The 13,072-nt window shown below is 49.7% G+C and carries 7 protein-coding genes; 4 read left to right on the forward strand and 3 right to left on the reverse strand.

Annotated elements, in window-relative coordinates; all coding sequences use genetic code 11:
- Positions 1–14 precede the first annotated feature (14 nt).
- The 4 genes from msrB (at position 15) to folB (ending at position 4,025) form a co-directional block, all read left to right on the forward strand.
- Positions 15–1,073 (forward strand): peptide-methionine (R)-S-oxide reductase MsrB, encoded by a 1,059-nt coding sequence (gene msrB, locus PGN_RS00660; RefSeq protein WP_012457275.1) that lies wholly within the window; start codon positions 15–17, stop codon positions 1,071–1,073.
- 56 nt (positions 1,074–1,129) lie between these two features.
- Positions 1,130–2,314: a hypothetical protein gene (locus PGN_RS00665; RefSeq protein ID WP_005873753.1), complete on the forward strand. Its 1,185-nt coding sequence runs from the start codon at positions 1,130–1,132 to the stop codon at positions 2,312–2,314.
- A gap of 406 nt (positions 2,315–2,720) precedes the next feature.
- Positions 2,721–3,629, forward strand: a complete 909-nt coding sequence (locus PGN_RS00670) for a cation diffusion facilitator family transporter (RefSeq protein ID WP_004584697.1) — start codon at positions 2,721–2,723, stop codon at positions 3,627–3,629.
- Positions 3,630–3,671: 42 nt separating this feature from the next.
- Positions 3,672–4,025 (forward strand): dihydroneopterin aldolase, encoded by a 354-nt coding sequence (gene folB / locus PGN_RS00675; RefSeq protein WP_005873755.1) that lies wholly within the window; start codon positions 3,672–3,674, stop codon positions 4,023–4,025.
- A gap of 70 nt (positions 4,026–4,095) precedes the next feature.
- Here folB and PGN_RS00680 read toward each other — a convergent pair whose 3' ends face one another.
- The 3 genes from PGN_RS00680 to PGN_RS00690 form a co-directional block, all read right to left on the reverse strand.
- A complete protein-coding gene (locus tag PGN_RS00680) occupies positions 4,096–5,355 on the reverse strand; it encodes a DUF5103 domain-containing protein (RefSeq protein ID WP_012457276.1) in 1,260 nt (419 codons plus the stop codon).
- A gap of 413 nt (positions 5,356–5,768) precedes the next feature.
- Positions 5,769–10,289, reverse strand: a complete 4,521-nt coding sequence (locus PGN_RS00685) for a translocation/assembly module TamB (protein ID WP_230847034.1) — start codon at positions 10,287–10,289, stop codon at positions 5,769–5,771.
- 448 nt (positions 10,290–10,737) lie between these two features.
- A complete protein-coding gene (locus PGN_RS00690) occupies positions 10,738–13,065 on the reverse strand; it encodes a BamA/TamA family outer membrane protein (protein WP_012457279.1) in 2,328 nt (775 codons plus the stop codon).
- Between the last annotated feature and the right edge of the window lie 7 nt (positions 13,066–13,072).

Here is a 13,072-nt window from a genome sequence, read left to right on the forward strand (position 1 = left end):
GAATCCGATTTGTTATGAAGTATCTTTCTCTTATTCTTATCAGTATGGCTTCTTTTAGTTTTTCTCTTAGTGCCGGTAGTTGCTCTCCTTCGGCAAAGCATAATGACAGTATTCCCGAGACGAAGACAATATACTTTGCCGGTGGGTGCTTCTGGGGTACCGAGCATTTCTTCAAACAAGTGCGTGGTGTCGTGGCTACCGAAGTCGGGTATGCCAACGGCAATGTCGAGGATCCTTCGTATGAAGAGGTCTGTTCCCAAACCACAGGATTTGCCGAGACGGTAAGAGTCGAATATGATCCGAGTGAGGTATCGCTCTCTCTGCTGCTCGATCTTTTCTTCAAGACCATAGATCCTACAATCCTCAATAGACAGGGGAACGATGTCGGCTCTCAGTATAGAACGGGTATCTATTACACGGATCAAGAAGATCTCTCTCTCATTTCGTCCGCACTAAGTGCATTGGCTACGAAATACGATCAACCCATTGTTGTCGAGAATGAGCCGCTCAAGAACTTCTATCCTGCGGAAAACTATCATCAAGACTATTTGGATCATAACCCTCGCGGTTATTGTCATATCGATCCTTCTTTATTCGAATTGGCGAGGAAAGCCAATCCGGCCAGATTCTACAAGAAGGCCGATGATGCAGAGCTTCGTGCCCGGCTTACACCCGAGCAGTATGCCGTCACACGCAACAATGCCACCGAACCGGCTTTTGATAACGAGTATTGGAATGAATTTCGAGAAGGTATTTATGTCGATGTTACTACAGGTGAACCGCTATTTCTTTCTACTGATAAGTTCGACTCCGGCTGTGGATGGCCGAGTTTCAGCAAGCCGATAGGGAAAGAGCTGATTTCCGAGCGTATCGATCGTTCTTTCGGAATGACTCGTACAGAAGTGCGTAGTACGACCGGCGATGCCCATTTGGGACACTTGTTCAATGACGGGCCACTGGAGAAAGGCGGACTCCGTTATTGCATCAATAGTGCCTCCCTTCGGTTTATTCCCAAAGAGGATATGAAGAAAGAAGGCTATGGCAGTCTTCTTCCTCTTTTGAACAAACGATGAGGATGCTCTTGTAGCATATAATGATTCCCAATCGTCTCAGATAAGACTAACTTCCAATGGCATATCTCGGAACCAAAGCCAAGTGGCTGTTACTACTCTCCTCCATCGTGCTTCTTGCAATAGTCGGAGTCTGGATTTTTCAATATTCCGGTTATGGGGAGCGATTCGAAATTGTCGACGAATTGGGTGGCAATATCTTTCCGTCCGCCATACTGTCGGTGGCCACGACCGATGCCGAAGTAATCAAACCGGTCGAAGGCTTGTATGTGGGCAATCCGAAGTCCGTTATCAGTATTCGCCTGAAAACGCGAAGGGCCAATAGCCGTGTGCGTGTGGAAGTAGCCGAAACGCCTTTTTTCTCCCAGTCCGTTTCCGAATTCGTCTTGGATAAGTCAGGCTCTACCTATACCATATACCCGGACATTATATGGAAGTACGAAGCTCTTCGGAACAACAACCAAGCCGGACCGGTCAGTGTGGCTATAAAAGTGGAGATAAATGGTGCGAACTGGGGACAACAAGTGCGGACATTCTCTGTCAGAAGTCTCAACGAGTGTCTGTTGGGTTATATGAGTGGAGGGCGGGTATTCTGCGAAACGGGGATCTTCTTTGCCGCCTACGTCAATGAAGAGAATCCTAAAATCGACAAGCTGCTTCGTGAAGCACTCAACACGCGTATCGTCAATCGCTTCTCAGGTTACCAAAGTGCCCAGAATCCTGTGGACAGACAAGTGTATGCTCTTTGGAATATATTGCAGAAAAGACAGTTCCGCTACAGCTCGGTAGCCAATTCCAGCTTGTCCAGCAATGTCGTTCTCTCCCAGCGTGTGCGCACCTTCGATGATGCTTTGGAGTCCTCTCAGATCAACTGCGTAGATGGCAGCGTGCTCTTTGCATCCCTGCTGCGGGCTATCAATATCGAACCTATCCTCGTTCGGATGCCCGGCCATATGTTCGTCGGTTATTACACGGATATATCCAAAAAAGAAAAAACATTCCTGGAGACAACGATGATCGGTGATGTCGATTTGGACGACTTTTTCCCTGATGAGCAGTTGGATTCGACGATGATAGGCAAATCCCAAAATCAGATGTCCAAGCTGACTTTCGAGAAGTCGAAAGAATATGCCAACAAGAAATATCAGGAAAACGAAGCTGACATTCACTCCGGCAAGTCGGGTTATATGTTCTTGGAAATATCCAAAGACGTGCGAAGGCGAATCCAATCCATCGGCAAGTAGCATCGCTTTTGCCGCATCGTCCTTTTGAAATAAGAATACGCCGGATTGCTATGTGGCTTACGGCTATGCAGGCTCTCAGTACAACCTTTCTGGCATAAAAAAGTGTGCCGAAAACGCTGCTGAAGCGATTTTCGACACACCCTCATTTCTTATGCTTATATGAAAAGCCGCACTGCGGATAGCGTAAACTCCGAAAGACAAGATTTGAGGATTCCACCACCTTTGTAATCCGCTGTGCAAAGCAACCCGAAGGTGCGGCCCGCCATCAGCGATGAAATTGTCCTCGGAATAGTTGTTATGATGAGTTTCCCCGATCTAACAGTGCGGCTTATTCCTCGTCTTCTCTGTATTGCAAAGTTAGCAACATTGTTTAGATTTGCAATTCTTTGTTTCATCGATTTTGGGTATGGTTACACTTTCGGATCCTAATCGGCGTTCTCGACGTATCAAACGTATTACGATAGTCGGTTGCTTAGGTAATCTGCTTTTGACGATCGGGAAGTTTTTCTCCGGTTTTGTCGGGCATAGCGGAGCCATGATTGCCGATGCGGTACACTCGTTGTCTGATCTGCTGACCGATTTCGTGGTTTTCATTTTTATCTCCATTTCGGGAAAACCATCCGATAAGAACCACGATTACGGACATGGTAAGTTCGAGACCCTCGCCACTGCGATCATTGCTGTTACGCTGATCATCATCGGAGCTATGCTCTGCTCCGATGGTCTGACCAAGGTATATCGCTATCTCCGCTTTGGGGACGAATTGGCTCGTCCCGGATTGATAGCCTTGCTTATGGCCTTTGTCTCCATTGTGGCCAAAGAATGGCTGTTCCGCATAACGCGGTGTGTCGGAAAAGAGGAAAATAGTCGTTCAGTCATAGCCAATGCCTGGCACCACCGTAGTGACGCTTATACCTCTGTGGCTACTTTCATCGGGATTGGCTGTGCTTTTCTTTTGGGGCGCGGTTGGATGATCCTCGAACCGCTATCGGCTGCTGTAGTAAGTGTCTTTATCATCAAGGTAGGTTTTCAAATGGCAGTTCCGGCTTTCCGCGATCTGCTCGAACAGAGCTTGCCGGATGATATTGAAGAAGAGATAGAAAAAATCATTTGTTCGGAATCGATGGTAAAAGGTGTTCGTCGGATCCGCACTCGCAATATCGGTAATTACTATGCTGTCGAAGCCGATATTTTGATGGATGGAGGCCTCTCTGTGGCACTATCTCATGCTGCTACGCAGAGGGTTGAGAAGCTGCTGCGTGGACGATACGGCCAACCCACACATATAGTCATCCACGTCGAGCCGTTTTCATGATATATGTCTCTTGACCATAACCTTTCAAATTCTGTAAGCTTTATGACGACTGAAATCAAATTGGAAGAAATGCGTTTTTATGCCCGACACGGTGTGCTTGAGCAAGAGCGACAAGTGGGGAACCGGTTTGTAGTCAATCTCTCCTTGTCCGTGGATGTCACACAAGCGGTTATTTCAGATGCCATCGAAGACACCATCCACTACGGACACGTTTACGAAGCCGTCAAAGAAGAGATCTTACAGCCCTCGAATCTTATCGAGCATGTCGCCGGACGAATTTTGCAAAGAATCCGACACGACTTTCCGCAGGTGAACGAAGTCACGGTAAGCCTGAGTAAGCTCAATCCCCCCATTGGTGCGGACATACGATCGGCTACGATCGTCCTGCGAGGGTAGCCCATCCTCTTTTATATCAAGGCCCGAAAGGAAGAAAATCGGTGACGTGTAACGTTCGCCGATCGAGCCGTCATTTTACTTCCAAAACGGCTATGAGGCTTTCATAAATATCAGCCGGTGTCTTGGCATAGAGAAAGACGGTATATCTGTTCTCCGTCTCATAATGATTGCCCTCGGTCAGGGCTGTCTGAGTGAGCAGATTGTCATCCTCCGTTTGAAGAATGTAGAGGTAATTGAAGTATCCCTGTTTCATCATGAGGGTACGAGTGTACATCTGCTCCGAAGCATCATAGAAAAGCTCGCGTTCGCTCATCGGGAGAAAATCGAAAGCCTCTCCGGACAAAAGGACCGGCCCCGGCAACTTTTCACTCTCGAAAGAGAAGATAACCTCATAATAGTCTCCTTCGGTAGCACTATTCGCACCATCGGTAGTACGAATGATACGTCTCCCGAAATTGTTTTGTTCGAACTGATAGGGTAATCCGGCTCTGTTTTTGTCGGGATACAACTCCATCACATAGTGCCCGTTGCGTGAGTAAGATCGGTACACCCCCATACCATTATAACTATCGCTGAGCATCTCTGCCTTCCTGTAAACATTGGTTGCCGGAAATAAAGCTCCGGCATGCTGATCATATACAATGGTATTACCTGCAATACTCGAAGGTCCGGAGAGCGAACGCATCTCGGACTCGCGCCCGTTTTGTCCAACGACAAGGGTAAGCTCCTCCGAGGGGGACAGGATTCGTAAGCCCTTCAGATCTACCTCAACATTGACTTGCTGGTGACGACCGTGTATATCTTCATAAGTAACGGACGTTTGCGAACCCTTGAGGGAAGCCAACGGAGCCACCACACGAAAGGCAATCGTAAGAAGCGTTTCGTCCGGATCATAAACGTCGAATACGGTCATGAGATAATTCCCCGAGAGCTTGGGGGTGCAATTCGCATTGGGCAAAGACAGCTCGTAATGAACATAGTTGACCAAAGTAGCTCTACTAACGGCCGGCGGATCGAATTCGTTCTCCAGAAAGCCGGAAACAGCTTCAGCCGGAGAAACCGGACTCGCCTGCCAATCGTGACCACAGTGCTGCAGTCTGTATCCCAGTGTCATACTCTCATCGCCCATAAGATCAAAACTGATCCGGAGTCCTTCCCCACTATTTATATGGTAGTAGGGATATAGCCTCAACTGCTCTGTGCCAGTAGGAGTAACAAGAAGCGACTGCACTCGCGAATCAAAAGCTCGGGTCTGGCCGACAGACGGCAACGACCATAAGAGGGGAAGAAATAGAAAAAAATGAGACAGACGAAAAGAAAACTGCTTCATACCTTATAATGCTAAGTCAAACAAAGATAAGGTTTTCCCCCCTTGTTTGGGAAGCTCAGAGACTCAATAGCAGATCGACGACCTCGACTCCCTTGTCGTATTTGAAGCATCATTCCTTATAATAGAAAGATACCCGTGATTGTAATTTCCAATAGTAAGAGCAACACAGACTACAGAAAAATCCCCGAAGAGGCCGGCCTCTTCGACAGAGGGCTATCGCATTTGAAAGATTGTACTCCGTATCCTTGGTCTCTTTCTTCTACAATTAGAATCTCCAACACATTAATTCGTGCTTATTCCGGACGGAGCATCATCAGGCTATATGTGTGTTAATACTTCAAATGCGATTGCCCTGATGAGAAAGAACTGACTGCATGCGGATCGGCATGCAGCTGTAGCATACAACCGTAGGACTATTGCGCTCTTACGGAGTCGGGTCGTGTGAGAGAATCGATGCCGATGCGGGCTTCTCCGGCTCTCTTAGTACGAAGTCGCCGGCCATCGAAATCATACTTGAAGATAAGGCCAAGGCCTTGCGTCGTCAGGGACTGACGCAGATATTGATAGAGGTTGTTATAGTGGTTGTAGGCTTTAATACGAATGGAGCCGGACGGATTGATTTTATATTCGGCATCAAATTCGCCCACATAGGTATTCTGTAGATTAGGATTGTCCCGATAGCCCACATTCCCGTTGATAAGGAGACGGTTATTCAGCAAACGACTACTCAGGAGCAGTTCTATATCGGTGTCCTGAAAAGAGGTGTTGGTCGTCTTGATGCTCGTTCCTATCTGCACTTTGTCACTAAGGCTTCCGAGCATATTGGTGAGCTGCTGCGACAGAGTGGTGGTGGCCACTGCCGTCCAGTTGTCTGTACCGCTTCCCGAATTATAGACATTCTCCGGCGTATAAAACTTTCCTAAGACAAGAAGATAAACGATCTGCTTCGTCATCGAATCTTCGCTGTGGATGAGACTGCGAACCCGACGCTCCAATTCGCTGTCGGAGTTGGGTAGCTTAATGTCGAAGCTGACAGCAGGCTGCAACATGGCACCATTGATCTGAAGCAGGCAATTCACCGGAATGGTAGTCCGTCTGACGTCGCTCACGAGAGACTCGTCCAAGTCGTTCAGATTGGCTGTCAGATTGTATTCGGCCGTTACATTCAGAGTTGCGTGCATCGGATTGCCGGCAAAATTCACACTACTGCCTTCTTTGATGCTGAAACGTTTTTGGACAATCTGCCGGAGGTTGAAATTATAAGTGCCCGACAACAGTTCCAGCCCTCCGAATACATTCAGATCCCCCAATGTATGGTAATCGATACGCAAATCTCCACCAGCTGATCCGCGTAAGCCATCACCGGTCTGCGGATCCAGTATCAAATCCACCTCTGCATCCGGTGTCACGCCTACATTCATGACCAGATGGAAATCCGTCTCCGGATCTCCTCCCGTAGCAGGTAGAGGTAGAGAAGGACGATCCGGCGAAGTTTCTTGTCTCGCTCGCTCACGGCTGCTTTTCGGATCTACGAATCGCAAGAAACGATACTCTTCCGCTGTCGTAGGCTGCGTAAAGTTCAGCACGATATGGGTTCCTTTTTCGGAAATCAGATTGACGTCGCATCTCATCCCCCCGGGCACATCGCGCAAATATGCAGCACCCGACACATAAACCTGGCCATGTATATTGGGGTTGTCCCGCTCCGGCACGTTATAAGCAAGTATATTACGAGCTTCACTGACTTTCAGATCCACTTTGATGTCATCGAAAGCGCGATGCGAGATATGTGCATTGAGTCGGGCCGTATGCCCGTCCGGATCGCTCACCAGCATATTCTCGAAGCGCATCCGAGTAGGAGTGAATACGGCTTTCTGCCCATCGCATTCATACTCCGTATTCAAAGCCTTGACTCCGAAAGTCACATGCTCGGCCATAACCTCCCCTTCTATGGTCAGATCGCTAAAATCGCCGAAGAGTCGCATGTTGCCCGAAGCATGTCCCTCCAGCTTATGACAGAACTCCGACAAGAAAGGTCCGATGAAGGCCACATCGGCATGCTTGGCATCGAATCGCAGATCCAGACCGGCGTGGGGATTGAATGGGCGGATATACCCCCAAGCTGACGTACTCGTACCATCGGGATTGTGTACCGATGCATCCAAAAGGATCCTCTGCGTAGATTTCTCCCAAGAGCCGAAAGCCGATATGGGGCCCACGTCTATACCGTTGACAGTGAAGCTCTCGCCTGTAATGCGTGCCTGCATGAACTGCCGGTCTGCGATGTCGCTCAAGACAGCCTCTCCCGTCATTTCCACATCGAGCATGTCGAAGTCCACTCCGGCCAAATCCAATATGTACTTCAGACTGATATGATCCACACGCACACGAAGCGAGTCGGAGGGCGAACTGCTGAGTACTCCCTCTGCTTCAATAGCCTTGCCTTCACTCTTGATAGAGAGGTCGCTGATCACAACCCTTTCAGGAGCCAACATAGCCTCGGCCGAGGCTATCTGCCACTCATACCGTCCGATGCGTGCCGTAGAGCGATCGAGACGAATATGAGTATTCAGCGATGAGTCCTCGTCCCGATGGAAGTTTGTGAGCAGCGATATAAATCCGTTTTTCGCTCCTCGCTTGTCCTGTCCCATATCCAGTCGGGTACGGATGCTGTCGTTTGCCACTGATGCTTTCAGGTTGAGGTCTCGTGTCGTGGCATCGCCATTCACATACAAGTCGGACCGACAGATGAGTTCGGCCTTCCCGGTGGATGAGTTCAAGGTCACCTCCGTATCCCGTAGCTCTTTGTTCATAATCATGAGCCTGTCGGTACGAATGTGCAGATCGAGGCTTCGAAGCAATTCGGAATAGCCTGCCCTGATCCTGATAGAATCCGCTTCGGCCAAAGGCAACCGGAAGAAGCTGCACACTTCCTTGGGCAAAGAGCCGTCCAACGCCAAACGCAGACGGACATCCTCAGTCGGCACTCTTGCCTGCAACCTACGGGTCGCAAGTGCAGGAAGATGTGCGCCAACCACTTCTTCGAGCATCGAAGGCAGCTTGGATAATGCGAACTCACCATCCAGTGCTCCCTCAAGGAAAGGGGAACTGAGGGTAATGGAGCTATGTCGCTCTACCCTTGCCATAGCCAGTTTCACATTGTGCAGATGCAGTTCTTTGTCGGAGGTTTGCCAGTCCAGGGTATCTATTCGTATCGTTCCTGTCAGATCGTCAATACGACTCCCGACCAATTCTCCGGAAGAAACCAGAAGAGCATCGGCCGATGGCAGTCCGAAGCCGGGCAAAAGTCGATCGGGACGAAGTTTGTGTGCTGTCAGATTCCATTCGAACCGGGAAGAACTCGAAGAGAAAGGCAGCCCCTCTCCGGCAGAGGATAGCCGAATATGGCCATTGGGGTCGTTCATATTCAGGATGCCTGACCACTGCCCCTTGTCGGCCTGTAAGTCGATCGTCAGATCCTCATAGGTATAGCCTCGGAAAGTCAGGTGCGACACGCGTCCCTCCACACTTCCCGAGAGGAGATTGCCGGCAGCCAGTCGGGCCTTCATCTTCAGGTCGAACGCCACATGTTCAGGCCAATCGTGCCGGTCTGCCATGAGCTTGGGTTCCAGTCTTTCGGTAGTCGCATGAGCATCTACATCGGCAAGTCGCCAGAGAGAATCGAGGCTGATGCTGCCTTGTATGGTCAAAGCTCCGGCATCCGTCTCCACACGAGTTTTCAGGCGCAGATCGTCCAGCCGGCCGTTAGCGGCTGCCATAATATCGATAGCACCCAAGTGGCGCATTTGAGTGGAGAGCTTATCAGGGAAAAGACGTTCTGCCAGCATGTAGGCCCGGACTCCGAGCTTAAGCTCATCCAACCGGAGTCTGACATGCATCCGTTCCTTTTTTCCTATTTCTGCCAACCCTATGCCTGCCTGCAAGGTCAGTTCATCGCCATAGTTCATACTGATTTCAGGCAGAACCGCTTCGCCGGAAGCGACTGTCAGCTCGGGCACAGAAAGATTCAATATATCATCCATCGTATCGAGTGCCGGGAGCAAACCTTTCAGGTCGGAGGGACGGATCCGTCCGCCCAAGTCCGTCACCCTTATGGCAGGCAAGGCAGAGCTTTCGGGCGAGAGAATACAGTATCCGGAGACCATACCGATGTGACTATTCGGCAAAGAGATATGAAGACGAGCCACTCCCAAAGTGTCGCCACGAAGACTGACATCGGCATGCAGTTCTTTGAGATCGAGACCGGTATTTTTTTCGAGAAAAGAAAGATGGCGCAGCTGAGCTTTCAGTCCCGTACTGTCCGCTTGGAAAAGACGTACCTTGGCATTCAAGTCGAGCAATCCCAATGTGTCGGATTGGGCCTTGTACAATCCCGAAGCAGAGAGCCGGCAGTTCCTGAGCAAGATGGTATTGATATTGAGTCGTAGCCGGCTCGGCTCTTCCGGATTCTTACTTTTCAGAGCATCCAGAAGGAACTGAATGTTCAGAGCCGTATCGGGACGCGAACGATATACATCGAGTTCGCCTTTGAACAGACGAGCAGAGGAGAAGCTCAGACGGCCTTTCAAAAGAGGGAGCAGATCCAGCCCCCCGGTCAAACGTTCGGCTGACACCGCAGGACGACGGGCACGATCGAAGATGACAATATCGTCGATCTCCATTTGTCGCCACCAGCCAATGCTGATGTGCCCGATGCGGACATGCGTTCCGAGTGCTTTGGATAGCTCGGTCTGCACACGTCCGGCGACGGAACGCTTCACTGACGGAATTTGCAAAATCAGATTGGGAAGGATCAACAGGCAAAAAGCAACAGTCAGCACGGCCACGACGATCCATTTGGAGCGACGCATAGCCTTGCGATAACGACGGATAAACCGGATGAGACCGGCTGACAGTTTTTTCCTTTGACTCACGCAGACAACTTTACTTTCAAGTGGCAAAGATACTTACATTCCTTAGCTTAAAAGTCGAAAAAGAGATCCGCCGAAGCTCCCCCAAAAGAGGAATCCTGTAAAAACCGAAAATCTGTAATATACTGTATGAAAAGTCTAACAAAATCCCTATCGGTACTCCCGATAAAGAAAACACGAGCGGCAAGACACAAAAAAACGGAACCGAAAAATCCGAAATAGTCGTTCGGCGATCAAAAAATTCTCGCTCGTCTTTTTTTCGCTTTTGGTTCGAGATTTGGAAAAAAGACAAACCGCAAATCTGAAATCATGGCGCGAGTTTTTCCCGATTTTTCGTTCGCTTTTTGTCTGTTGCGACTACTCTATCAGCAGCCGATAACAGATTTTATCACAAATGGGTATTCGGAGTTTTGTATCGAACGAAGGGGCTGATCTTCTTTCGCTGTTCCTCTTAGAAGGGATAGCCGACAGCCAAATGGAAACCGATGGCATCCTTAAAGCGTGGGATATTGTAGTAACCTTTCTTACCCGTATTGTAAGGAAGGTGGAGACCGAAGCCGACATCGACACGAACCACGAGAAATGCCAGATCGTAGCGAAGGCCGACACCGGTGCCGAGAGCGATGCTATTCAGGAAATTGCTCACCGATCCCACTTCGGACAGAGCACCGCCCGGACGGGAAGGGTCCTCCCTCAAGAGCCAAACGTTGCCCGCATCGAGGAAAACGGCTGCGTGGAGATCCCCGAAAAGCTTGCCTCTATATTCCACGTTGGCTTCGAGTTTGAATTCGCCCACCTGATCCAAATAGGAATACTGATTGTCGGAATCCGGATTGAACCGTCCGGGGCCGATGCTACGGACGGTGAAAGCTCTGATACTATTGGCACCGCCTACATAGAACTGCTCGCTATAGGGTGCCACTCGCATATTGCCATAGCTATATATCACGCCTGTTCCGAAACGGGTTGCCAGTGACTGATTGCGGTCTATGGTATAGGAATAGCGCAGTTCTCCCGTGGCTTTGATGAACTGAGAGAAGGGAACGCCGACGAAATTCTTGGTGTCGCTGTACTTCTTGCCGGCTGCCAGATAGATCAGATTCAGGAGATTGCCTGCCTCGGATAGTCCGAATTGCATCCAAAGATGATGAGGACTTTTCTCTGAAACGGATTTGTTGAACGTATAGATATACCCCATTTGAGCAAGGAACTGACTCTGAAGGCTGAGCAGCAGGGGCGGATTGTTCGCCGTAATGGCCTGGAAAGTTTCTGTCTGATGCCCCAGGAGGTTGTAGTTGAGCTTGAGCGGGAAAATAGCATGCCGGTGTTCCTTGGAGGGCTGAAATTCGTAGGTGGTCGAAAAGCCGAAAGAGTACATGCTAAAGTAGTGTGCCCTGTTCAGCGCGGTGGCAGAAGCCTGAAAAGTCGTAGTCGTGGGGTAGTAATAGTATTTGTCCAGCAGACCGGGAAATACAATCGAGGGAAACGAGAGGTTCACGGCCGTATTCATGTTGTACGAATTTATATCGATCAGCCGATTGCTGTTATTTTCGGGACGATTGCCGGTCTCCCACTCATACGATCCACCGATATTCCAAGAAAGATTTTCTCCTCCGCCGAATACATTGCGCCGAGCAAGAGCAAAATTCAGTCCGGGACCGATGAAGTCATTGCTCTTGCTCGTGAACAAGGTCTCTAATGATGCATCCCAAGGTTTGTCGAGGGTGGTTAGCAGTCGCACATCCAAAAGGCCGGAAATGGAATCGCGTTGCAAAAAATTGAGATCGATAACGGAGAAGGCTCCCAAACGAGCCAAGGATTTGCGTGTCGTCTCATCGTCTTTCTGCCGATACAGATTGCCGGGGAAGAAACGAAAGCGTTTGGCCAAAATCTTGGGGCGAACCGGCATTTTACGATAGTAAAGGACTTTCATATCCTCCACTTCGAGCGAGTCTGTCGGGCTTTCTCCGTTCATTCCGAGCAGGACTGCAGTCCGTTTCCCTATCCTCCACGGGCGCATGGCTTGGGGTGGAGTATCTTCCGAGAGCTTGGCTCGCAGGCATACGGCACCTCTTACGAGGAGGGTATCGGCTTCGTAGATAATATCCTGTGGGCGGAAGTAGTAGTAACCATTGTCTCTCAGCAGGGCACTGATGGTCTGACGCTCTTCGTGCAGCTTTGCCAAATTGAACTGGTCTCCTTTCCTGATCAAAGACGGAGTCTGCCTGTAAGCCAGAATGCTGTCGGGGAAAGTGCTGATCGGTAAGGGAATGATGCTGTCGTAATGATAAGGAGAGGCCATATCCACCGTATAGGAGACTTTGGCCTTGAGCGAGTCCTTTTTCAGAGTGGTCACACTGCTTTTTACTTTAGCGTCGAAGTACCCGTGTTCGCGGAGGATGTTCGTCGCCACCTTAGCCCGACTATCGGATTTGACCTGACTGGTGAAAACCGGCTTGGCGGCAAACTTGTCGAATATCCATTTCGAAATGACAGTGGAATCCCCCACGAAGCTGTTGTATAGCCATAGCCCGAATGGTATCTTGGGTAAGGAGGCACTCGCACTGCCGAAAATAGCTCCATTGGGTGTGACTTTCAGTGTACTCTCCACTTCGGTCAGAGCCTGTTGGCCAGCGTGGCTCTTGTCCTGCCGGAGTATCTGTGTCTTGCCCATTCCGATATACAGCTGTTCGCCTTCCGGCAGGTTCTTCGTGGTGGAGCAGGCACCTGTCAGTAGGACAAAAAGGATGGGGAGGAATACTTGCCGTAATACTTTCATCGGATTC

The sequence above is a fragment of the Porphyromonas gingivalis ATCC 33277 genome, from assembly GCF_000010505.1.
GTDB lineage: Bacteria > Bacteroidota > Bacteroidia > Bacteroidales > Porphyromonadaceae > Porphyromonas > Porphyromonas gingivalis.

Coding starts and splice junctions, on each gene's coding strand:
- msrB (WP_012457275.1), top strand. CDS start 15: ATGAAGTATCTTTCTCTTATTCTTATCAGTATGGCTTCTTTTAGTTTT.
- PGN_RS00680 (WP_012457276.1), bottom strand. CDS start 5,355: ATGAAGCAGTTTTCTTTTCGTCTGTCTCATTTTTTTCTATTTCTTCCC.
- PGN_RS00670 (WP_004584697.1), top strand. CDS start 2,721: ATGGTTACACTTTCGGATCCTAATCGGCGTTCTCGACGTATCAAACGT.
- PGN_RS00665 (WP_005873753.1), top strand. CDS start 1,130: ATGGCATATCTCGGAACCAAAGCCAAGTGGCTGTTACTACTCTCCTCC.
- PGN_RS00690 (WP_012457279.1), bottom strand. CDS start 13,065: ATGAAAGTATTACGGCAAGTATTCCTCCCCATCCTTTTTGTCCTACTG.
- folB (WP_005873755.1), top strand. CDS start 3,672: ATGACGACTGAAATCAAATTGGAAGAAATGCGTTTTTATGCCCGACAC.